Raw genomic sequence first — 21,457 nt, forward strand, 5'->3', positions numbered from 1 at the left:
GGCGGCCGCATGGGCCGGGTGGCCCCGGTGCGGGGCCGGACGGTCCTCGGCACGCCGGTGATCGGGCCCGCGCCTAGGCTGGGCTGGGGGACCCAGCCGGCAAGCCCTGGAGGAGCCCGGTGGACGGCACGTCGGAGAAGGGTTCGCCCGCCCTGCCGCAACTGCACCTGGACGAGCTGCTCGACGAGTTGCAGGCCCGGCTGGACGCCGCCCGGGGCACCCGGGACCGCGTGCACAGCCTGCTGGAGGCCGTCCTGGCAGTGGGCCGGGACCTGGAGCTGGCCCAGGTCCTGCGCCATATCGTCGAGGCCGCGGTGACGCTGGTGGACGCGGAGTACGGCGCGCTCGGCGTGATCGGCGAGGACCAGCGGCTCTCCCGGTTCATCCCCGTCGGGGTGACCGATGACCAGGTAGAGAAGATCGGCAACCTGCCGACCGGGCACGGCCTGCTGGGCGAGCTGATCCGCCATCCGCAGGCGCTGCGGCTGTCGGAGATCGGCGCCCACCCTTCCTCCTCCGGCTTTCCGGCCGGCCACCCGCCGATGCACAGCTTCCTGGGCGTGCCGATCCGGGTCCGCGACAAGGTGTTCGGCAACCTCTACCTGACCGAGAAGCGCGGCGGGCGCGAGTTCGACGCCGAGGACGAGGCGGTGCTCGCCACCCTCGCGGTGGCGGCGGGCGTGGCGATCGACAACGCCCGCCTGTACACGCAGGCACGGCTGCGGGAGCGATGGCTGACGGCCAACGCCGAGGTGACCAACGGTCTGCTGTCCGGACACGGCGAGACCGAGACGCTGGACCTGCTGGTGGCCCGGGCGGGCGAGATCGCCGGCGCGGATCTGACCGTGGTCGCCCTGCCGGCGGCCGAGCGCGAGGGGCTGGAGGTGCGCACCGCGATCGGGCTGGACGCCGAGCTGCATTCCGGGCTGGTGCTGCCGCTGTCCGGATCGTTCATGGGAGCCGCCGCCCAGACGGGCGGCTTGGTGGTCAGCGGCGACGTGGGGAACGACCCGCGGATCACCACAGGGCCGCCGCGCTGGGCCGGCCTGGGCCCGGCGGTCGCGGTGCCGATCGGCACACCGCAGGGCGGCGTGCGCGGGGTGCTGATGCTCGCCCGCGCGGCCGGCAAGCCGGTGTTCGACGAGGACGAGTCGGCGCCGCTGGCGGGCTTCGCGGGGCAGGCGGCCGTCGCGATGGAGCTGGCCGAGCGGCGCCGGGACTCCGAGCAGGTCGCCCTGCTCCAGGAGCGCGACCGGATCGCCCGGGACCTGCACGACCTCGCCCTCCAGCGCCTGTTCGCCACCGGTATGACGCTGCAGAGCGCCACCCGCTTCATCGAGCACCCCGAGGCGCGGGAGCGGGTGCTGCGCGCGATCGACGACCTGGACGAGACCGCGAGGACCATCCGCGCCACCATCTTCGGCCTGCGCGACCACGAGAGCGGCCCGCAGGCAACCGGGCTGCGGGCCCGCGCGGCCGACGCCGTCGAGCGCGCGGCGACGGTCCTGGGCTTCGCCCCGGCGCTGCGGATGACCGGCCTGCTGGACGTCACGGTCCCGCCCCCGGTGGCCGAGGACGCCGTCGCGGTGCTCCAGGAGGCGCTCTCCAACGCCGCCCGGCACGCGCACGCCAGCGCCGTGGAGGTCACTCTGACCGCCGGAGCGGAGCTGGTGGTGACCGTGACGGACAACGGCGTCGGGTTGTCGGCGGGCGGCCGCCGCAGCGGACTGGCCAATCTCGCCGACCGGGCGAGGGCCCATGGCGGCGCCTTCCAGGCCCGGGCGCTGCCCCGGGGCGGGACGGAAGTGCGCTGGCAGGTGCCACTACCGGTCGACTGACTCCTCGGCGTCCACCACCTCGGGTACCGCCAGCCGCGGCGTCGCCGTCCCCTCCTGGCCGTAGCCGAGCCGCAGCACCATCTGTACGAAGCCCGGCCGGAGTTCGGGATCGCGCGCCTCCCAGCGCAGGGACGGCCACTCCAAGGCCTGGTGCAGCAGCGAAGCCCGCACGCCGTGCACGGTCGCCAGCAGCAGCACGTGCTCCAGCGCCATCCCGGCGCGCAGCCAGTCCACCGGCCGGTCGTGCTCGGTGGCGAGGACGGCCAGGCACGGCTCGGCCTCGAAGTCGGCGGGCGGCAGGTGTTCGGCGGGGCGGAGGGCGGCGAAGTCCCGCATCGGCAGGTGTCCGGTGGCGTCCTGCGGGCCGAGGGCCGAGGCGGGAATGCCGTAGGGCGGAGCGTCGGGTCCCTGGATCCAGGCGCGGCTCTCGGCGCTGCGCTCGGGGTCGGTGGTGCTGCGGCGCTCGGCCTCGGCGGTCAGCCGCAGCAGCCGCTCGCGCTCGGCGTGGTCGGGGAAGAAGAGCAGGGCCTCCTCCAGCCGCGCCGCCTCGGCGAGCTGCTCGAGGACGGTGGGCGGGATCGGGTCCGCGCTGAACGGGGTGCGGATCGTGTGCCGGTGCCAGATCGCGTCGTAGAGCGCGCTGGTGGGGGCGAGGTGCGCCCGGGAGGGCTGGTCGAGTTCGACGGTGGCCAGCAGGTCCGGTTCGCCGGTGTCGGGCAGCAGTCGCACCTCGGGCGCCCAGCCCAGGTGCCGGGCGGCGGTGCGCAGGTTGAGGACGGCGGCACCCACCGAGATGTGCAGGGCCTGGCCCTGGGGGTCGGTGACCGGCACCGCGCGCTCGCGGGCGGCGCGCACCTCCAGGGTGGAGGTCTCGGCGCGCAGCCGAAAGTGCCAGGGCTGGCTGTTGTGCAGCGACGGCGCCGCGACCGCGGCCGAGATCAGCTTCTCCAGGGCGGCGGCGTCGAGCGCGATGGTGAACATGATGGGCTCCCTGCAGACGCGGTCGGTGGGCGCCGGGGGCGGGTGCGGTGCTCCGACGGGCCCGCGGCATGGTGGGCTTGTGCTCTCACCGCCCACGGTGCACCTGCGGGCAGCGGTCGCGCTTGGGCCGATCGGCTCCATTCGGCGGGCCGGACGGCCACGACGGCCGGCTCGGTGCGGACCGTCAGCGCGGACCGCCGGAGTGCCGCTGCCCGGTGTCGGCCTGCGCGGCGAGGACGGCCGCCTGGAGGCGGCGCTCCACCCCCAGCTTGGCAAGCAGCCGCGAGACGTGGTTCTTGACCGTCTTCTCGGCCAGGTACAGCTCCTGGCCGATCTGCCGGTTGGTCTTGCCCTGGCCGACCAGGACGAGGATCTCGCGCTCGCGCGGGGTCAGTTGGGCCAGGGCCACCTCGGTGCCGCTCTCCTCGTGATGGCGCAGGCTCTCCATCAGCCTGCGGGTGGTGGCGGGGTCGAGCATCGACTGCCCGGACGCCACCGTGCGCACGGCCGCCACCAGGTCCTCGCCCTTGACCTGCTTGAGCACGTAGCCGGCCGCCCCGGCCATGATCGCGTCCAGCAGCGCGTCGTCGTCATCGAAGGAGGTGAGCATCAGGCAGGCCAGGTGGGGCAGCCGGTCCCGCAGCTCGCGGCAGACCGTGACCCCGTCCCCGTCGGGCAGCCGCACGTCGAGGACAGCCACCTGCGGCCGCAGCGCGGGGACCCGGGCCAGCGCCTGGGCGCAGCTGCCGGCCTCGCCCACCACCTCGATGTCGGGCTCGGCCTCCAGCAGGTCGCGCACCCCTCGCCGGACCACCTCGTGGTCGTCGAGGAGGAAGACCTTCACGGGCTGCTCGCACTGGCGGGGCTCGCTGGCATCCATGGTCTGCTCTCCAGAACCGGACCGGACTGCTGATCTCTGCCTCGATTCTGCGCGCCATCGGGCCGCCGTGCGCGCATGGTGGAGGTCGGAGGTGGGCGAGATGGCCGTGGACCGGCAGGCGCGCCGGCGGCGACTGGGTGCCGAGGGCGTGGGCACGTTCTTCCTGGTCCTGGTCGCCGCCGGCGCGGGCGTCGTCGCCGCCGTCACCGGCGGTAGGGTCACACCGGCGGCCCAGGCGATCGCGCCCGGCGCGATGGTCCTCGCCCTGATCTACACCCTGGGTGTGACCTCCGGCGCCCACCTCAACCCGGCGGTGACCCTGGCCTTCGCGGCGCGCGGCCACTTCCCGTGGCGGCGGGTGCCGGCCTACGTCGGCGCACAGCTGCTCGGGGCCGTCGCGGCCGCGGCGGTGCTGCGGGCCCTGTTCGGCACCGCGGGTCAGTTGGGGGCCAGCCGCCCGGGGCCCGGCGTCGGTACGGGAGCGGCGTTCGCCCTGGAGGTGCTGCTGTCGCTCGGGCTGATGACCGTCATCCTCGGCACCTCCACCGGGGCGCGGAACATCGGCCACAACTCGGCCATCGCCATCGGCGGCTACGTCGCGCTGGCGGGGCTGTGGGCCGGCCCCGCCAGCGGCGCGTCGATGAACCCCGCCCGCAGCCTGGCGCCGGTGCTGCTCGGCGGGCACGGCGGCCCGCTCTGGATCTACCTGCTCGGGCCGCTGATCGGCGCCGGACTCGCGGTGCCGCTCGCCTGGCTGCTGCGCGGCCCGCCCAGTCCGGCGGCCACCCAGGCCGCGCAAGGCACCGACCTGGACGGCGGCACCGCCGGGAACGGCACCGAGCCCGACGACGGGACCAGGTGACCTCGCGGCTCGGCTGCCGTCGGGGCCGCGTTCTCAGACCTTGGTGGCCGGCCTGACCTCGACATCGACCACACCGGGAACGGCCCGCACGAGCTGCTCCAGCATGGGCAGCATCCCCGGCTCCGCCACAGTGCCGGTCAGGGTGATCCGCCCCTCCTCGGCCCGCACGTCCACATCGGACGCCTGCTGCGGATGGAGTACGGCGAGCAGTTCGAACCTCACCTGGTCGGCGAGTTCCTCGTCGGAGCGCAGGTGGACCTTGAGCAGGTCGCTGCGGCTGACGATCCCGACCAGCACGCTCTCGGCATCCACGACGGGCAGCCGCTTCAGGTGCTCGCGGGCCATCGCGCGGGCGGCCTGGGCGATCGGGCTCTCAGGGTGCACGCAGACCGCGGGAGAGGTCAGCAGGTCCCGCGCCGTCATCTTCGGTGCGTGCCGGGGTCGCGTTCACCGGCGAGCAGCAGGTCCGCCTCGGAGACCACGCCCACGACCCGCCCGTCTCCGGCCAGTACCGGGACGGCGCTGACCTTCCACTCCTGGAGCATCTTCAGGATCTCCCGGTACGTCGTGTCCCGGCCGGCGGCGATGACGGGGTGGGTCATCACGTCGCCTACGGTGTTCCACTGGCGTGTCATGGCAAGCTCCTCCGAATCCGGTCCGATTCACGGTCACGGGGTCCGCCCTCGCGCATCGCGCTCCACGAGACCGGGCCGAGCAGGTCGAACAGGCGGGACAGGACGTCGAGCAGCAGGTCGTCCACGGCGAGCAGACCCACCAACCGGTGCCCGTCGAGCACCGGCAGCCGCCGCACGCCGCTGCGGCGCAGAGTCCGGTAGGCGCTGTCCAGGTCATCGGCCGCGTCAACGGTCACCACGGAGGCGGACATCAGCTCGGTGACCGGCGCGTCGGGTTCGGCGGCGCCGGCCACGCTCCGGACCACCAGGTCGCGGTCGGTGACGATGCCGAGCAGGCGGTCGTCCTCGGCGACCAGCACGCAGCCGACCGCCTCCTCGGTCATCCGCAGCGCCGCCAGCCGGGCGGTGGCCTGTGGGGGCACCGTGACCGGCGGTGTGGCCATCAGCTCGGAGACCTTCATGATCGCGTCTCCAGAGCGACGGTCACATCGGGTCGGTCGGCGAGGGTGTTGTGGACCGTGCAGAGCCGGGCCTCCGCGAGCAGGGCGTCGGCGCGCTCCGGCTGCAGGCCGGGGACGGTCAGGCGGAGGTCGACGGAGGCGATGCGGGCGGGGTGGTCGTCGGCCATGGTGTAGTCGGCGGTCACCCGCAGGCCCGCCCGCGGGATGCGGTGGTGGTCGAGATGGCGTCCGGCGTAGTGCGCCACGCAGCCGGCCAGCGAAGCGACCAGCAGCTCGACGGCCGTGGGCCCGGTATCGGTACCACCGTCGGCGGCGGGCTGATCAACTGTCACCAGGTGGCCGCGCACCGTCACGGCGTACACGTCGCCTTCCACCCCGACCGCCGTAATGCGGCGGTCTGCCTCGGCTCCGGTGCCGTCCACCCGGGCGGCCTGCTGGAGCAGCAGCCCCGCAAGCCGCCTGGCCTCGTCCGACGTGAGTGAGGCCCAGACCTCACCCAGGTCGTTCCGCTCGCAGGCGGTGTCCAGCACGACCCGGCCCAGCTCCGGCGGCAGCGTCCCCACCCCGTACCGGGAGACCGCGATCGTCCGGCCGCTCCGGGTGTGCAGCAGGCTCTGCTCGTGCGCGATGCCCTCGGTCTGCATGATCGCCCTCCAACCCTGCGGGCCCCCGCTGCGACCAGCAGACCTCATCGGCCCCCAGCGGTGACAGGGTCGGCGGGTACCGGGCGTTGGGCCGGTCGGCCCTGCCGGAACCGCCCCGCTCGGGCCCGCCACGGGAGGCTGACGCCCCTGGCGAGCGGGCCACCACGCGGGCGAGGGTGGAAGCCGGAGCCCGAGGAGGTGGCGGCGATGCCTCAGATCCGGATCACCAAGCGACGAGTTCGGTCCGGGCCGTACCCGTCGATCGATACGCGCACGCCATCCGGACGTCCGCTGCCGTACTGACAACCGCCGTACCGAACCCTGGGAGCAGCCATGCGCCGCGTGATCTGGTTCGCCGACCTCCGACGGGACGATGTGGGTCTGGTCGGAGGCAAGAACGCCTCGCTGGGCGAGTTGGTCGGGCATCTTGGCCCGGCTGGTGTGCGGGTGCCGGACGGCTTCGCCACCACCGCCGACGCCTACCACGAACTGCTCGCCACCAGCGGCCTGCGCGAGCTGATCGCCGCGCAGCTCGACCGGCTGCGAACCGGAGCACCGCTCGCCGAGGTCGGCGCCGCGATCCGTGCGGCCGTGCTGGCCACCGGGCTGCCGGCGCCACTGGTCACGGAGTTGGTCACGGGCTACGACACGCTGGCCGGGCGGGCTGGCCGCGCGGATCCCGACGTGGCGGTACGCAGCAGCGCCACCGCCGAGGACCTACCCGAGGCGAGCTTCGCCGGACAGCAGGAGACCTTCCTGAATGTCCGGGGCCACAAGGCGCTGCTGGACTCCAGCCGGCGCTGCATCGCTTCGCTCTTCACCGACCGGGCGATCGACTACCGCGAGCGGCTCGGCTACGACCACCTGGCGGTCGCGCTCTCGGTCGGGGTGCAGCTGATGGTCCGTTCCGACCTCGGGGGCGCGGGGGTGATGTTCACCCTGGACCCGGAGACCGGCTTCCGCGAGGTCGTCGTGGTCAGCGCGGCCTGGGGGCTGGGCGAGACCGTGGTCAGCGGCCAGGTCGACCCCGACGAGTCCATCGTGTTCAAGCCGCTGCTCAAGGACCCCGCCGTGAACCCGGTGCTCAGCGCCACGATCGGTGCCAAGCGCCGCAAGACGGTCTACGCCGAGGCGGGGCTGACCCGCACGGTGGACACCACGCCGGCCGAACAGGCCGCGCGGGTGCTGAACGACGCCGAGGTGCGCCGGCTCGCCACCTGGGCGGTGGCCGTCGAGGAGCACTACGGCTGCCCGATGGACCTGGAGTGGGCCAAGGACGGCCGCACCGGCGAGTTGTTCGTCGTGCAGGCGAGGCCGGAGACCGTGCAGTCCCGTCGCCGCGGCGCGGTGCTGCGCCGCTACCGGCTGACCGGGACGGGCGAGCGGCTGGTGGACGGGATCGCGGTTGGCCAAGCGATCGGCGAGGGCCCGGTCTGCGCGTTGGCGAGCCCGGTCGAGCTGGAGCGCTTTCCGACGGGCGCCGTGCTGGTGACCGCGATCACCGACCCGGACTGGGAACCGTTGATGAAGCGGGCCGCCGCGATCGTCACCGACCACGGCGGGCGCACTTCGCATGCCGCGATCGTCAGCCGTGAACTGGGTGTTCCGGCCCTGGTGGGCACGGGGCGGGCCACCGCCCTCCTGACGGATGATCAGGAGGTCACCGTCTCCTGTGCGGAAGGCGCCGAGGGCCATGTCTACGCGGGACGGGTCGACTTCGAGGAGACCGACACCGACCTGTCCACCCTGCCGACGACCCGTACCCGGGTGATGCTCAACCTGGCCGACCCGGCCGCCGCCTTCCGCTGGTGGCAACTCCCGGCCGACGGTGTGGGGTTGGCGCGGATGGAGTTCATGGTGGCCCATCAGGTGCGGGTCCACCCGATGGCCTTGGTGCACCCCGAGCGGCTGTGCGCCGAGGACCGCCGGCGGCTCGACGCGCTGACCGACGGCTACCGGGAACGGACGGACTACTTCGTCGACCGCCTCGCCCAAGGCATCGCGCTGATCGCCGCCGCCCGTTGGCCGGACCCGGTGGTGGTGCGGCTGAGCGACTTCAAGACGAACGAGTACGCCCGGTTGATCGGCGGGCAGCCGTTCGAACCAGTGGAGGCCAACCCAATGATCGGGTGGCGCGGTGCCAGCCGGTACTACGACGAGCGCTACCGTGAGGGCTTCGCACTGGAGTGCCGGGCGCTGCGCAGGGTCCGCGAGGAGCTGGGGCTCACCAACGTCGTGGTGATGGTCCCGTTCTGCCGCACCCCCGAGGAGGGCGACCGGGTGCTCGCCGAGATGGCCGGCCACGGCCTGACACAGGGACAGAACGGTCTGCTGGTGTACGTGATGGCCGAGATACCGGCGAACATCCTGCTCGCCGAGCAGTTCGCACAGCGCTTCGACGGCTTCTCGATCGGCAGCAACGACCTCACCCAGCTCACCCTCGGCGTGGACCGCGACTCCGACCTGCTGGCCCACCTCTTCGACGAGAGCAACGACGCGGTCACCCGCTCGATCGAGACCCTCATCGCCGCCGCCCACACGGCCGGCCGTCACGTCGGCCTGTGCGGGCAACGCCCCAGCAACGAACCGGAGTTCACCCGCTTCCTGGTCCGGGCCGGAATCGACGCGGTCTCGGTCACCCCGGACAGCTTCGCCACCGTCAAGCAGCACATCGCGGCGGCCGAGCGGGAACTGCGCTGAGCGGCTGAGCGCAGGGTGGTGGCCCGGAGCCTGAGGCTCCGGGCCACCACCCTGAGACGGGTCGACGCCTGCCGACGCCGTAGGCGTGCGGCTGCTCAACCCGTGGTTCGGTGTCGTCCTCACGGCCACGACAGCAGGCGACTCTCGGATCTGCGGCCGGGTTCGGCGGTACCGCGCCGCTCGGCCTCGGCGGTCGCCGCCAGCAGGCGGTGGATCTCCAGCTCACCGGGCAGCTCCAGGACGGCTCCCTCGGCTGTGGCCGCCTCGGCGAGTTCGTCCAGCACTTCACCGGGAATGGGCGTGTCCGAGAACGGCAGCCGGCTGCTGTGCCGATGCCAGAGCGCCCGGTAGAGGTCCGGACCGCTCTCCTCGGCAGGCTGGACCGGGCCGGCCACCCGGACGGCGGCGAGCAGGTCCGGCTCGGGCGACCGGAGCAGCAGCCGGACCACCGGCTCACGGCCCAGCTGCCGGATGGCCAGCCGGAGATTGAACACCGCCGGGCCAACCGACAGGTGCAGGCACCGCCCAGTGGGGTCGGTCACCCGCAGACCGGGCTGCGGCACCAGACGGACCTCCATCGTGGTCGTCTCGGGACGGTAACGGAAGTGCCATGGCTGGCTGTTGTGCATGGACGGCGCCGCGATCGCGGCGGAGACCAGCCGTTCCAGGGTCACCGCGTCGAGTCCTGAGGTGAGCATCATGGCCTCCCTGTGCTCCGGCGGTGAGCAACCGCCGCCGCTGCTCCCATCGTGCACCCGGCAGGCCGCCCGGCGAGCGGGCCGGCGGGCGGGCCGGCGGGCGGGCCGTCCGGCCCTGTCGGCACGGGACGTACGGACTGCTGCCCTGCCCGTTCGGTCCCACGGCGTCCGGACGGTCGGCGGCGCACGATGGAGAAGGAAACGGCCCGCGCCCGCCCGGCACCGCCATGCGGAACGCGAGGCACTGCTTCGGACTCCGAGGAGGGCGCCGTGCCCGAGACGACCGCATGGGTGGTGGAGCGCCCAGGGCCGCTGACTTCTGCCCCGCTGCGGCGCGTGGAACGCCAGGTACCCGAGCCGGGCCCCGGGGAGCTGCTGATCGAGGTGGCCGCCTGCGGGGTGTGCCGGACCGACCTCCACCTGGCCGAGGGCGACCTGGTCCCCCGCACACCGCGCTGCACGCCCGGCCACGAGGTGGTCGGACGGGTACTGCGCACCGGCGGCGGACCTGCGGACTTCACGGCCGGCGACCGGGTCGGTGTGGCCTGGCTGGCGAGCACCTGCGGCTCCTGCGAGTACTGCCGGACCGGCCGCGAGAACCTCTGCCCGGCCTCCCGTTACACCGGCTGGGACCGGCACGGCGGCTACGCCGGGCTCCTGCTCGCCGACGCCCGGTTCAGCTACCACCTGCCCGAGGGGCCGCCGGCCGAGGAGCTCGCCCCACTGCTCTGCGCCGGCATCATCGGCTACCGAGCGCTGCAGCGCGCCGAGTTGCCGCCGGGCGGGCGACTGGGGATCTACGGCTTCGGCGCCTCCGCGCACCTGACCGCCCAACTCGCCCTGGCCCGAGGCGCCACCGTGCACGTCCTCACCAGATCCGAGCAGGCCAGGCAGCTGGCACTCGACCTCGGGGCCGCCTCCGCCCACGGCGCCTACGACGCACCGCCCGAGCCACTGGACGCGGCGATCCTCTTCGCCCCCGTCGGCGACCTGGTCCCGGTGGCGCTGCGGGCCCTGGACCGGGGCGGCACCCTCGCCGTGGCCGGCATCCACCTCACCGACATCCCCGCACTGAACTACCAGGAACACCTGTTCCAGGAACGCACCCTGCGCAGCGTCACCGCCAACAGCCGCGCCGACGGCCGCGCCTACCTCGCCGAAGCCACCCACACCCGCCCCGCCGTCCACGTGCGGCGCTACGCCATGGAGCACGCCGACACCGCGCTGGCCGATCTGGCGGCCGACCGGATCACCGGCGCCGCCGTCCTGCTGAACGGGTAGTACGGCTCCGTCCCGCCCTGCGGCCACGGCTTCAAGGCACATCCCTCCCTCCCCACGCGCGGCGTGATCACCGTGGGGGCCCGGGTGTCAACCGAGACCCGGTTCGTCCCCGTAGGTCTGGATGGCCGGCAGATTCAGCAGATCGGCCCGCTGCCGTCCGGGCACGGCCGGAGAACTCGCTCCAGGTCCGATCGGCCCTGGCGGGGACGGCCCGGCTCTGTTGTGCTGGGAGTCGGGGCAGGCGCCCGCCACCCCACGCAACGAGCATCCCGCGGGGAGGCCGTGATGAAAGCCGCCGTCGGAGACCGGGTCATCGTGGAAGGCACCCGTCCGAACACGCCGCGGCGCGACGGACAGGTGGTCGCCCTGCACCACGCGGACGGCGACCCACCGTGGGACGTCCTGTGGTCGGACACCGGGCACACCACCACGTTCTTCCCCGGTCCGGACACCCACCTGCACCGCTTCACCCACCAGGACTCCCCCGGGCATCCGCGCATCCCGTGCACGCCGCCGCGCACCCCCTCGAATGCCGAACAGGGCGAGCGAGCTGGGTCCACGGAAGCCCTCGGCAACCACCCGGACCGAGCCAGGCCGAGCAATCCCGGCGACGTCGGCCGACGCATCGCGCTGCGCCGCGAGCAACTGGGGCTCAGCCGGAAGGAGACCGCGGCCCGGGCCGGCATGGCTGCCCCGTACCTGGAGTATTTGGAGAGCTCACCCGCCGACGTCGAGCGGGGAGCGCTGGCCAGGCTGGCCGCGGTGCTGGGCACGTCGGCCGATCAGTTGCTGGGCGGCGGCCTCGACACGCCGCCCGGCCGGGCGGGTGGCGCCGCCCACCCGGTGCTGGATGTGCTGGCACACTCCGACTGCTGGGAGCGACTGGCCACCGGCGGGGTCGGCCGGGTCGCCCTCAGCACAGCTACTGGTCCGGTCGTCCTGCCGGTCAACTACTGGGTGCTGGACGGCACGCTGATCTTCCGCACAGCTGCCGAGGGCCCACTGGCCGCCGCCGTCGGTGAGCGCGTCGCCTTCGAGGTCGACCGGATCGACGAGGTGCTGCGCACCGGTTGGAGCGTGTTGACCATCGGCACCGCAGAGCGGATCGACGACCGGCCGGCGCTGGCCCACCTGAAGCAGCGCGACACGCCCTCTCCCTGGGCGGGCGGCGAGCGGGACCTGTGGGTTCGGATCAAGCCGACCGAACTCAGCGGACGCGTGATCCGGACCGGCGGCGAACCGGCCCGGTGACGCCTGGCGGCGGCCTGGCGACGCCCACTGGCGCGGTCAGGACCCGGTGGCGTTCGCTTCCGAGTCCGCCCGCCCGGCCCGCAGCAGTTGCTGCCCCAGGTCGATCAGGGCCCGGCCTGCCGCGTACTCGTCGCCGATCTCCGGTACCGGCGCGTCGTCCCGACCGCGGTGAGCCGCGGCGCGGCTCTCCAGCGTGTTGTCACCGGTGTCGAGGATGGCGTGGACTTTCGTGACGTCGCCCTCCTCGAAGAGGTCCAGCCGCAGAGACCACCGCCTGGTGCGTGCTGCCGACGCCGACGCGGACGTGTTGGTGCTGCTCATGGCCGGTGCTCCGTTCGTTTCTCCGCTGGTTCCCGATCCGCTCGGTGCTCGGCGCCTCCGGCTCGCCGCCCGCCTCACCCGCGACGGTCCGCGTGAGCCCCTGTCGTGCGGCTCGCTCGGTCGCGGCGCCTCCATCCATGATGGTCGAGCCGTACTCCGTCCGTCCGGTCATGACACGCCTTCCTGCTCCTCGCCAGTCCGGTCCCGGCCTCCCGTCCGGTCGGTGACCGACACGACCCCGTCCACCGCACCGCACAGGCGCACCACGATCGGCGCCAGGTACGGGGGTTCGAGGGTGCCGCTCAACACCACCCGGCCCTGCTCGACCTCCACGCCGAGTGCCGCCGGGCTCACCCCCTGGACCTGGCTGAGCACCTCCTCCACGATCTCGCGGTGGATCGCCTGATCGTCGCGGAGGAACACCTGGAGCAGGTCGTGGCGGCTCACCAGCCCGACCAGCCGGCCGCCCTCTCCCACCACCGGTAGCCGCTTGACCTGACGGCCGCCCATGAGCCGAGCCGCCTCCACGACGCTCGCCGTCGGCGTGGTACACACCGCCGGGCTGCTCATCAGCTCCTTGGCGGTCACCGCCGCGTTCGAAGCCGGCCGACCTGCCGGTGGCAGGAGCACGGCCGGGTCGTCCTGGGACGCCTGGAACCGGATGAGGTCACCCTCCGAGACCACTCCCACCGGCCGGTCCTCGGCGTCGACCACGGGCACCGCTGAGATGCCGTACTCGCTCAACAGCACCGCGATCTCGCGGAACCCGGTCTCCGGGACCACCCGCACGACCTCCCGGGTCATCACCTCTCCAACGGTGCGATGCCGCATCGCCCACCTCAGCCCGTAAGTCGCCCTCCCCCACTCCCACGCTACGACCATGCCGAGCCGTCGGCGTCCGGGCGGTTCACGCGCCTGGTACAAGGCCGGCAACCACCAGCGGCACTCAGCGCGATCTCCTCCGCGATCCGTTCGGTGAGCCGATCCACGACGGCTGCCACCGGTGCAGAGAGGCCGAAGCCCAGGCCGCCTTCGGCTCCCTCGACCGCGTAGACGACGAGCCGCTGCGGCAGCCGGTCGAGTTCGCGGGCCAGTTCGACCGCCCCGCCGAGGCCGAGACCGTGCGAACTCGTCGTCCCGGCTGTCAGTGAGAGCCGCTCGCCGTTCAGGTCCAGGCGGTGGATCCGGCCGGGCCGCCCAGGGTGGGCGCGTGATGGCACTGTGGTCGGTCACCTTCCTCGGCAGCACCCCCATCGGCGGCCCCATCGGTGGCGTCGTCGCCCACTCCTTCGGCCCGCGCGCAGGGCTCGCCCTCGGTGCGGTGGCCTGCCTGGCCGGCACGGACGCCCAGGGGGTAGTCCGGTCATGAGCCGACTTGCCGACTTGTCCGTACCGCAGGGTAGAGGGACTCGGCCACCTCTCGATCGAACGGTTCGGTGTCGGGAGTGAGCACCGATGCGGCGGCCACGGCCACCCCAAGCGCACAAGCCTCGACCGGATCGTCGCCCGCAGCCAGTCGGAAGGTGAGTGCGGCCACCATGGCGTCTCCGGCCCCGGCATCGCTGAGCGGCTCTCCGGGCAACCCCGGGGCGCGCAACTGGGTGTGGCCGTGACGGGTCGAGCAGAGCGCGCCCAGCTCCCCGAGGGTGGTGATGGCAACCTCGGTCGCTCCCGCAGCGAGTAGGTACTCGTTGACGGCGCGGGCGTCGTCGAAGCTCCGGACAGCCCGGCCTGCGAGGCTGGCGGCCTCGTGATTGTTGCACCTCCGCAGGAAGACGCTCTCCTGCAGCGACTCGTGCAGGGCCCGCCCCGAGGTGTCCAGCACCAGCTGGGACCCGGCCCCCTTGACCCTGCGGGCGACGGCCGCATAGAAGTCGTCAGGCAGGCCACCGGGCAGACTGCCGCTGGCCACGACGTACGGGTGACTGCCGGCTGCCCGGTCCAGCGCGTCCAGGAGACGTCCGCCCTCGTGCTCGTCCAGTCGTGGGCCCGGCGGCACGATGTGATAGCTGCGGCGTGACTCGGTCTCGAACAGCACGAACGCTTCGCGGGTCTCACCCGCAATCCCGAGGGCGAGGTGGTCGACCCCCTCCTCGTCCAGTAGCCGGTTCAAGCGCTGGCCGACCTCGCGACCGGCGGTGTGGATGGCGGTCGCCCGCCCTCCGAGCCGCGACACACCCCGGGCAACGTTGATCCCTCCGCCGCCGGCAGCCACGAACCTGACCTGGGCGCGGGTCTTGCCGATGTCGGCCAGACGATCGACCTCGCAGCAGATGTCGACGGTGGGGTTGACCGTCAGAGTGAGGATCGGACGCGTTGCTTCCGACAGCGGGCTCCTCCCGCCGCCACCCGCCGCGAGCGATCCGGACACTTCAGCACCACTCAGCGCGGTGACACGATGACTGTGATCCCGATCGTCCGTGGCCGCTCTCCCGGGTTGTCCGGAGGGAGACGGAACTCCAGGGGGAGGCCCCAGAACAGGTCCGGGCACGAAGGCCAGCGGTGCCCACGTCTACGAGCAGATCGCAGGCCATCTCGACCTCCTCACTCAGTCACTCCTCCCATCCTGCTGCGCGAGCGAAGGAGGCGCGATTGGGGGCACCCCTCAGCCGCCGGCGTGTGCTCTGACGCCGGACCCTTGATCAGAGCTGCGCCGCCCGTGCCGGTGCAGTCACCATGGGAAGCCTCTCCCGCCCCGCTCCCCCCTTCGGACATTGCTTCCCTTTACCCCGCCGTCCAGCGGTGGCACTCCAGCCGCCTGTCCCTCACCGACCGTGATTCACCGAAACCGTCCTGGGCGAACTCATCGCGGCGGCCCGGACGAACAGCGCACCGCCGCCGCCCGGCAGCGCTCGCGCCCCGCGCCGGGCGGCGCGCAGGATGGAGAGGCGCCCGCACCGACACGAGCGCACCGGATTGGAGGCGAGGCCGTGGCGAACCAGCAGATCATCACCGGCTTCGACGGCTCAGAGCCCAGCCGGGCCGCCGCCCGCTGGGCCGCACGGGAGGCCGTGCGGCGCGGCCTGCCGCTCCAGGTGCTGCAGGCTTGGCCCTGGGGCCCGAGCCGCCCGCTCGGCACCGGGCAGGCCGAGCGCTGGGGTCGCGAGCAGCTCGCGACCGAGGCTGACGCCCTGCGCGCGCTGTGGCCGGCCTGACCTCCACGTCGGCCACTCCGGGAACGGCCCGCACGAGCCCCGGCGCGGTCAACGCCTGCCAGCGCCGTAGGCGTGCGGCTGCTCCACCCGTGGTTCGGTGTCGTCCTCACCCCAGGTCAGTGTCTGGTGGACCGGAAGATTTCAAGTCCAGTGAGACGGTCGTGACGCTATGAGGTTTGTGGTGCGGGTTCCCTGCGCTTGGCGGGGTCGTTGATCCACGCTGTCTTCGGGATCTCGGGTGGTCTGGGGCGGCGGCCGAAGCGTTCGGGGTGGCGTGTGTAGGCCTCGGCGAGGGTGACGGCCCGCTGGTCGCGGATCTCCTCGGCGGTGCCGAAGTGGACGCTGGCGGGCGTGTGTAGTCCGATGCCTGAGTGCCTGTGCTCGTGGTTGTAGTACGAGATGAAGGCGTCGAACCATTCGCGGGCGTGGGCCAGGGATTCGAACCGTTCGGGATAGTCGGACATGTACTTGGTGGTCTTGAACTGGGCTTCGCTGTAGGGGTTGTCGTTGGAGACCTTCGGGCGCGAATGGCTTCTGGTGACGCCGAGGTCGATCAGCAGCTGGGAGACCTTCTTGGAGGTCATGGAGGTGCCGCGGTCGGCGTGCACGGTCTCGGGGACGATGCCGTTGCGCGTGATGGTGTCGCGGATCAACTCCTCGGCTCGCTCGGCTGATTCGGCCGCCTCGACGGTGTGGCCGACGATGTAGCGGCTGAAGATGTCGATGATGACGTAGGCGTGGTACCAGATGCCCTTGCTTGGGCCGGCCGCTTTGGTGATGTCCCAGGTGAAGACCTGCGACGGGCCGTCGGCGACCAGTTCGGGCACCGTCTTGGCCGGGTGGGTGGCCTGGCGGCGGCGCTCACCGGACTGCCCCCGCTCACGCAGGATCCGGTACATCGTGGAGACCGAGCAGTGGTAGTGCCCGGTGTCCAGCTCACGGGCCCAGATCTGCGCGGGCGCCAGCTCGGCGTACTCGGGGCTGTTCATCAACTCCATTACCGCGTCACGCTCTTCGGCCGTCAGGGCCGACGGCTGGACCTGCGGCGACCTTGGCTCGCGCACGGGCGTCGGCTTCAGGCTGCGGTAGTGGGTGGCCCGGGAGCGGCCGGTCAGCCGGCACGCGGCTGTGACGCCCAGCTCGTGTTCGACGGCGGCGAACGCCTCGTCCACGACGGGATCGGCGGCGTGCCTCAGTCCGCGCTCTCGGAGATCATTTCCAAGAGCGCCGACGCTTTTCCCAGGACCTCCAACGCGGCCTTGTTCCGGGCGAGTTCCTTCTCCAGCCGTTCCACCTGGCGGCGCAGCTTCTCGTTCTCGACCTCGGCGGCGGACTTCTTCGGGCGGGCCGGGCTCGTGCGGTGGTCGACCAGGTTCTCCAGGGCCCCGGCATCGCGCGCGGCCCGCCACTCGGTGACGTGCGAGTGGTACAGGCGCTCGCGGCGCAGGACCGCGCCCTTCTCGCCCTCGGGCGCGGCGTCGTACTCGGCCACGATCCGAAGCTTGTACTCGGGACTGAACGTGCGGCGCTTCGGCCGGGGAGCCGGGTCGGCTGCGGACGGATTGGTGCTGGTCATCAGGGGTGGAACTCCTACTCGGGCCCTCTCAGGCTAACCCGACAAAGCGGGACGTCTCACCCAAGGCTGACAGAGAGGGGACCGCCACCACGCCGTCCACCGCCCTGCACAGCTGCTCCGTGATCGGCACCAGGCTCCGACGGGGCACCCGGCCGGTCAGTGTGACCACGCCATCGTGCACAGCCGCCCGGACCTCGTCGGGGGCCAGCCACAGGGTCTGACCGAGGACGTCGTGGTTGATCTCCTCGCGGATCGCCGAGTCGTGCCGCAGGAACACCTGCAGCAGGTCGCTGCGGCTGACGATGCCCACCAGGCGGCCTACCTCGTCCACCACCGGCAAGCGCTTGACCTTGTGCTTGTCCATCGCCCGGGCCGCCTCGGCGACGCTCCAGCCGGCCCGGGCGGTGACGGCCGGGCTGGTCATCAGGCCACCGGCGGTCTCCGCCTCGGCCCGGGCCCGGTCGTGCGCGTCCAGCCAGCGGCCGGGGTCGCGTCCCTCCGGATCGGGCAGCACGGCCTCCTTGCGGATCAGGTCGGCCTCGGAGACCACACCGAGCGGACGGCCCTGGTCGTCGATGACCGGTATCGCGGTGACGTCGTTGCGGTGGAACAGCGCCGCGACCTCCTTGAACGGCGTGTCCGACCGCGCGGTGACGACCTCCCGGGTCATCACGTCGTGGACAGTGCGGTGCTGCATGGTCCTCACTCCTCACAGCTCGGCTCCCGTACCCCCACTCTGCACCCGCCCTACCGCTCTCCCCAGGGTCGTTCGGCCCACCCACCAGGGCCGACCCGGCCACGACAGCAGGCAGGCGCGGGCTCAGGATGGAAGGAGGTCCTCCGGCTTCGCAGGAGACCATGGACCACCCGCCCAGGTCCGCTCACCCAGCCCGAACGACCGAAGGGAGCCGACGATGGGCAAGCCAGTCATCGTGGGGATGGACTCGTCACCGGCCAGCAGGCACGCGCTCGACTGGGCGGCCGACGAGGCGGCCCTGCGCGCCGAACCACTGAGCGTGCGGCACATCTGGGTCGCGGAGAGCACGAAGACGCCCGACGGTCAGGAGTCACCGCCCAGCAGGGAGGCCGGCGAGGCGCTGCTCGACGAGGCCCTGGCCCGGACCCTGCGGCAGCACCCGGACCTGGAGGTCTCGATCGAGCTGCTGGACGGCCGGTTGCGCGATGCCATGACCGACGCGGCGCGCGGCGCTGACCTCCTGGTGCTGGGGGCACGCGGATCGGGCGGGTTCCCGGGACTGCTGGCGGGCTCGACCAGCCTCTTCGTCGCCGCGCGGGCGACCTGCCCCTTGGTGGTGGTCCGCCCCACCGACACCGGGCCCGGCCGGGGCGGGGTGGTCGCGGGCATCCACGGCGACCACGGGGACGCCGAAGTCCTGGCGTTCGCCTTCGACTTCGCCCAGCGGCGGAACCTGCCGCTGCTCGCCCTGCACGCCTGGTCCTACCCGCTGATCGCGATGCCCGGCCACACCAACCCTCCGGTCTTCGAGGAGGGCCACATCGCCGCGGAGCAGGACCGGCTGGTCGCCGAGGTGCTGGCCGGCTGGCGTGAGCGGTTCCCGCAGGTCGATGTCACCGAGAGGGCGGTGCGGGCCCACCCCGCCGGGGAGTTGGTCGCGCGTTCGCGCGAGCACCAGCTGGTCGTGGTGGGCCGCCGCGGCGAGCCGCACGGCCCGCTCGGCCGCCTGGGCTCGACGAGCCAGGCCACCGTCCTGCACGCGACCTGCCCGGTCGCCGTCGTGCCCACCTGACTTTCGGCGGACCGCGTCGGCCCGGTCCGCGCGGCGGGGCAGGGCGGTGCGGGATGGTCGGGAGTTCACCCGCGCGACAGCACGCTCCTCTATCGTTCCGCTGGTCGCAGGCGGTCTGCGGGGTGAGGAGCGGGTCGTGCGGACACTGCAGCGGCGCCTGGGCGTGTTCGACGCCGTGGTGATCGGACTGGGATCGATGATCGGCGCGGGGATCTTCGCCGCGCTCGCCCCGGCCGCCCGAGCCGCGGGCTCCGGGCTGCTGATCGGACTGGCCGCAGCCGCCGTGGTGGCCTTCTGCAACGCCACCTCCTCCGCCCGGCTGGCCGCCCGCTATCCGCAGTCCGGCGGCACCTACGTCTACGGACGCGAGCGGCTCGGCCCGTTCTGGGGGTACCTGGCGGGCTGGGGGTTCGTGGTCGGCAAGACCGCGTCCTGCGCGGCGATGGCGCTGACGGTCGGCTCGTACGTCTGGCCCGGACAGGAGCACGCCGTCGCGGTCGGCGCGGTGGTGGCACTGACGGCCGTGAACTACGCCGGGGTGCAGAAGGCCGCCTGGCTCACCCGGCTGATCGTGGCGGCCGTCCTGGCGGTGCTGGCCGCCGTGGTCACGGCCTGCCTGTCCGGGGGCACGGCCCTCGCGGCCAACTTGGACGTCGGCGCGGACGCGCGCGCCGGCGGTGTGCTGCAGGCCGCCGGGCTGCTCTTCTTCGCCTTCGCCGGCTACGCGCGGATCGCGACCCTCGGTGAGGAGGTCCGCGATCCGGGCCGCACCATCCCCCGCGCGATCCCGCTGGCGCTGGGCATCACGCTGGCCGTCTACACGGTCGTCGCGGTCGCGGTGCTGGCCGTGCTCGGCCCGGACCGCCTCGCCCACGCCGCCGCACCGCTCGCCGACGCGGTGCGAGCGGCCGGAGCCCCGGGCTTGGTGCCGGTGGTCCGGGCGGGGGCCGCCGTCGCCTCGCTCGGCTCGCTGCTCGCCCTGATCCTGGGCGTCTCGCGCACCACCCTGGCGATGGCCCGCGACCACCACCTGCCGTCCGCACTCGCCGCCGTCCACCCGCGCTTCCAGGTCCCGCACCGCGCCGAACTGGCCGTGGGCGCGGTGGTCGCCGTCCTCGCCGCGACGACGGACGTACGCGGCGCGATCGGCTTCTCCTCGTTCGGTGTCCTGGCCTACTACGCGGTGGCCAACGCCGCCGCCTGGACCCTCACGCCCGCGGAGGGACGGCCGCCACGCATCGTCCCCGTCCTCGGCGCGGTCGGCTGCCTGGCCCTGGCCGTCGCCCTGCCGGCCGCCTCGGTGCTCTGGGGAGCCCTCGTGCTCGCCCTGGGCGCCGCGGTCTACGGCCTGCGCCGGGCGTTCACCCGCGGCTGACCCGCGCGGGCGGCGAACGCCGGGCGTGGCAGCCGCTCCGCTGGCCCGCCCCGCCCAGCGGTGCGCAGGATGGAGGACGGGCCCGCGCCCCGGGGCGGGAGTGAGACCGGAGGATCACACCGTGAACAGACTGATCATCGCCGGATTCGACGTATCGGCCGAGAGCGCGACCGCCACCGACTGGGCCGCCCGCGAGGCACGGCGGCGCGGGCTACCGCTGGAGATCATCCAGGCCTGGCCCGGATCGCCGAGCAAGGCCCCGGGCACCGGGCCGGCCGAGCACTGGGGGCGCCGGCAACTGGCTGATCAGGCGGACGAGATCCGCACCCGCTTCCCCGATCTGGACGTGCGGGCGACGTACGTTCCGGACGACCCGGTGGCCGTGCTGGAAGCCGCGGCCGACCGGGCCACGATGCTGGTGCTCGGGTCTCGCGGGCTCGGCACACTGCGCGGCTTCGTGGTCGGCTCGGTGAGCCAGCAGGTGCTCGGCCGTGCCGACTGCCCGGTCGTCCTGGTCCGGGCCGAGACCCCGGCGACCGACCCTGACCGCCAGGCCGACGAACCGGCGCAGCCGCCCGGCCCGGGGCCGGGCGTCACCCTGGGCCTGGATCTGGAGCACCCCTACGAGGCGGCACTCGCCTTCGCCTTCGAGAGCGCCTCGCTGCGCCGGGTCCCGTTGACCGTGGTGCGCGCCTGGGGTCCGCCGCCCGGGAGCGAGTACATGGCGTTCGCCGCGATCGGCGGCATGGACCAGGAGTTGGCCGACGACGAACGGCGCCGCCTGGCGGCGGCGCTCGCTCCCTGGCGCGCGAAGTACCCCGACCAGCCGGTGGCGACCGAGGTGATCCGCGGCCACGCCGGCATCGTCCTGGTGGACGAAGCCGCGCACGCCGGGCTGCTGGTCATCGGTGCCCGGCACCGGAGCAGCCCGCTGGGAGCGCATCTGGGGCCGGTGGCGCATGCGGTGATCCACCACGTGCGGTGTCCGGTCGCGGTCGTCCCGTTCCGTTGACCTGCGCCTCACCTGCTC

The 21,457-nt window shown here is 73.2% G+C and carries 24 protein-coding genes; 10 read left to right on the forward strand and 14 right to left on the reverse strand.

Features of this window, described 5'->3' with window-relative positions:
* The first annotated feature begins 119 nt into the window (after nt 1–119).
* Complete coding sequence (locus OG403_RS00685; RefSeq protein WP_329560478.1) at nt 120–1,838, forward strand: sensor histidine kinase; 1,719 nt, start codon at nt 120–122, stop codon at nt 1,836–1,838.
* Here OG403_RS00685 and OG403_RS00690 read toward each other — a convergent pair.
* Nucleotides 1,824–2,819 carry an Acg family FMN-binding oxidoreductase gene (locus OG403_RS00690; protein ID WP_329560479.1) on the reverse strand — a complete coding sequence of 332 codons (996 nt, stop codon included), beginning with the start codon at nt 2,817–2,819 and terminating at the stop codon, nt 1,824–1,826. The genes OG403_RS00685 and OG403_RS00690 overlap by 15 nt on opposite strands.
* 184 nt (nt 2,820–3,003) lie before the next feature.
* The gene (locus tag OG403_RS00695; RefSeq protein WP_329560480.1) at nt 3,004–3,699 is read right to left on the reverse strand and encodes a response regulator transcription factor; all 696 of its coding nucleotides are present in this window, start codon (nt 3,697–3,699) and stop codon (nt 3,004–3,006) included.
* A 100-nt stretch (nt 3,700–3,799) separates the two neighbouring features.
* On the opposite strand from OG403_RS00695, the gene OG403_RS00700 reads away from it, so the two are divergent.
* The gene (locus tag OG403_RS00700; RefSeq protein ID WP_329572038.1) at nt 3,800–4,561 is read left to right on the forward strand and encodes an MIP/aquaporin family protein; all 762 of its coding nucleotides are present in this window, start codon (nt 3,800–3,802) and stop codon (nt 4,559–4,561) included.
* A 33-nt stretch (nt 4,562–4,594) separates the two neighbouring features.
* Here the strand turns inward: OG403_RS00700 and OG403_RS00705 are convergent, their stop codons facing one another.
* The 4 genes from OG403_RS00705 to OG403_RS00720 are packed head-to-tail and all read right to left on the reverse strand — an operon-like array spanning nt 4,595 to nt 6,301.
* Nucleotides 4,595–4,984 carry a CBS domain-containing protein gene (locus OG403_RS00705; RefSeq protein WP_329560482.1) on the reverse strand — a complete coding sequence of 130 codons (390 nt, stop codon included), beginning with the start codon at nt 4,982–4,984 and terminating at the stop codon, nt 4,595–4,597.
* Nucleotides 4,981–5,196 carry a CBS domain-containing protein gene (locus OG403_RS00710; protein WP_329560485.1) on the reverse strand — a complete coding sequence of 72 codons (216 nt, stop codon included), beginning with the start codon at nt 5,194–5,196 and terminating at the stop codon, nt 4,981–4,983. The genes OG403_RS00705 and OG403_RS00710 overlap by 4 nt, the downstream gene beginning before the upstream one ends.
* A complete protein-coding gene (locus tag OG403_RS00715; RefSeq protein WP_329560487.1) occupies nt 5,193–5,657 on the reverse strand; it encodes a CBS domain-containing protein in 465 nt (154 codons plus the stop codon). The genes OG403_RS00710 and OG403_RS00715 overlap by 4 nt, the downstream gene beginning before the upstream one ends.
* Nucleotides 5,654–6,301, reverse strand: a complete 648-nt coding sequence (locus OG403_RS00720) for an OsmC family protein (RefSeq protein ID WP_329560489.1) — start codon at nt 6,299–6,301, stop codon at nt 5,654–5,656. Before OG403_RS00720 ends, OG403_RS00715 begins: the two co-directional genes overlap by 4 nt.
* A 333-nt stretch (nt 6,302–6,634) precedes the next feature.
* Here OG403_RS00720 and ppsA point away from each other — a divergent pair, with 333 nt between their 5' ends.
* Nucleotides 6,635–9,001 (forward strand): phosphoenolpyruvate synthase, encoded by a 2,367-nt coding sequence (ppsA, locus tag OG403_RS00725; RefSeq protein WP_329560491.1) that lies wholly within the window; start codon nt 6,635–6,637, stop codon nt 8,999–9,001.
* A gap of 119 nt (nt 9,002–9,120) precedes the next feature.
* On the opposite strand, the gene OG403_RS00730 is transcribed toward ppsA, so the two are convergent.
* Nucleotides 9,121–9,699, reverse strand: coding sequence for a hypothetical protein (locus OG403_RS00730; protein ID WP_329560493.1), 579 nt, complete (start codon nt 9,697–9,699; stop codon nt 9,121–9,123).
* A gap of 270 nt (nt 9,700–9,969) precedes the next feature.
* Between OG403_RS00730 and OG403_RS00735 the strand changes: the two genes are divergently transcribed.
* Nucleotides 9,970–10,980 (forward strand): zinc-dependent alcohol dehydrogenase family protein, encoded by a 1,011-nt coding sequence (locus OG403_RS00735; protein ID WP_329560495.1) that lies wholly within the window; start codon nt 9,970–9,972, stop codon nt 10,978–10,980.
* Nucleotides 10,981–11,265: 285 nt separating this feature from the next.
* Nucleotides 11,266–12,231, forward strand: coding sequence for a pyridoxamine 5'-phosphate oxidase family protein (locus OG403_RS00740; protein ID WP_329560497.1), 966 nt, complete (start codon nt 11,266–11,268; stop codon nt 12,229–12,231).
* Between the two features lie 36 nt (nt 12,232–12,267).
* On the opposite strand, the gene OG403_RS00745 is transcribed toward OG403_RS00740, so the two are convergent.
* The 3 genes from OG403_RS00745 to OG403_RS00755 form a co-directional block, all read right to left on the reverse strand.
* The gene (locus tag OG403_RS00745) at nt 12,268–12,552 is read right to left on the reverse strand and encodes a dsRBD fold-containing protein (protein WP_329560499.1); all 285 of its coding nucleotides are present in this window, start codon (nt 12,550–12,552) and stop codon (nt 12,268–12,270) included.
* Nucleotides 12,553–12,720: 168 nt separating this feature from the next.
* A complete protein-coding gene (locus OG403_RS00750; RefSeq protein ID WP_329560500.1) occupies nt 12,721–13,356 on the reverse strand; it encodes a CBS domain-containing protein in 636 nt (211 codons plus the stop codon).
* A gap of 68 nt (nt 13,357–13,424) precedes the next feature.
* The gene (locus OG403_RS00755; protein WP_329560502.1) at nt 13,425–13,772 is read right to left on the reverse strand and encodes a hypothetical protein; all 348 of its coding nucleotides are present in this window, start codon (nt 13,770–13,772) and stop codon (nt 13,425–13,427) included.
* Here OG403_RS00755 and OG403_RS00760 point away from each other — a divergent pair.
* Nucleotides 13,766–13,921, forward strand: a complete 156-nt coding sequence (locus OG403_RS00760; RefSeq protein WP_329560503.1) for a hypothetical protein — start codon at nt 13,766–13,768, stop codon at nt 13,919–13,921. The genes OG403_RS00755 and OG403_RS00760 overlap by 7 nt on opposite strands.
* On the opposite strand, the gene OG403_RS00765 is transcribed toward OG403_RS00760, so the two are convergent.
* Nucleotides 13,916–14,923 (reverse strand): 1-phosphofructokinase family hexose kinase, encoded by a 1,008-nt coding sequence (locus OG403_RS00765; protein WP_329560504.1) that lies wholly within the window; start codon nt 14,921–14,923, stop codon nt 13,916–13,918. The two genes, OG403_RS00760 and OG403_RS00765, sit on opposite strands and share 6 nt — an antisense overlap.
* A 559-nt stretch (nt 14,924–15,482) precedes the next feature.
* On the opposite strand from OG403_RS00765, the gene OG403_RS00770 reads away from it, so the two are divergent.
* Complete coding sequence (locus OG403_RS00770; protein ID WP_329560506.1) at nt 15,483–15,707, forward strand: universal stress protein; 225 nt, start codon at nt 15,483–15,485, stop codon at nt 15,705–15,707.
* A gap of 167 nt (nt 15,708–15,874) precedes the next feature.
* On the opposite strand, the gene OG403_RS00775 is transcribed toward OG403_RS00770, so the two are convergent.
* Genes OG403_RS00775 through OG403_RS00785 form a run of 3 tightly spaced genes read right to left on the reverse strand, consistent with a single transcriptional unit; the run spans nt 15,875 to nt 17,980 of the window.
* Nucleotides 15,875–16,879, reverse strand: a complete 1,005-nt coding sequence (locus tag OG403_RS00775; RefSeq protein WP_329560509.1) for an IS3 family transposase — start codon at nt 16,877–16,879, stop codon at nt 15,875–15,877.
* Between the two features lie 20 nt (nt 16,880–16,899).
* Nucleotides 16,900–17,283: a hypothetical protein gene (locus OG403_RS00780; RefSeq protein WP_329560511.1), complete on the reverse strand. Its 384-nt coding sequence runs from the start codon at nt 17,281–17,283 to the stop codon at nt 16,900–16,902.
* Between the two features lie 28 nt (nt 17,284–17,311).
* Complete coding sequence (locus tag OG403_RS00785) at nt 17,312–17,980, reverse strand: CBS domain-containing protein (protein WP_329560512.1); 669 nt, start codon at nt 17,978–17,980, stop codon at nt 17,312–17,314.
* Between the two features lie 217 nt (nt 17,981–18,197).
* Here OG403_RS00785 and OG403_RS00790 point away from each other — a divergent pair, with 217 nt between their 5' ends.
* The 3 genes from OG403_RS00790 (at nt 18,198) to OG403_RS00800 (ending at nt 21,439) form a co-directional block, all read left to right on the forward strand.
* Complete coding sequence (locus OG403_RS00790) at nt 18,198–19,052, forward strand: universal stress protein (protein ID WP_329560513.1); 855 nt, start codon at nt 18,198–18,200, stop codon at nt 19,050–19,052.
* Nucleotides 19,053–19,188: 136 nt separating this feature from the next.
* The gene (locus OG403_RS00795; protein WP_329560515.1) at nt 19,189–20,427 is read left to right on the forward strand and encodes an APC family permease; all 1,239 of its coding nucleotides are present in this window, start codon (nt 19,189–19,191) and stop codon (nt 20,425–20,427) included.
* A gap of 121 nt (nt 20,428–20,548) precedes the next feature.
* Nucleotides 20,549–21,439, forward strand: coding sequence for a universal stress protein (locus OG403_RS00800; protein ID WP_329560517.1), 891 nt, complete (start codon nt 20,549–20,551; stop codon nt 21,437–21,439).
* Nucleotides 21,440–21,457: the final 18 nt, after the last annotated feature.

Origin of the sequence: Kitasatospora sp. NBC_01266 (assembly GCF_036242395.1) — a bacterium.
In the GTDB taxonomy this organism is placed as follows: Bacteria; Actinomycetota; Actinomycetes; order Streptomycetales; family Streptomycetaceae; genus Kitasatospora.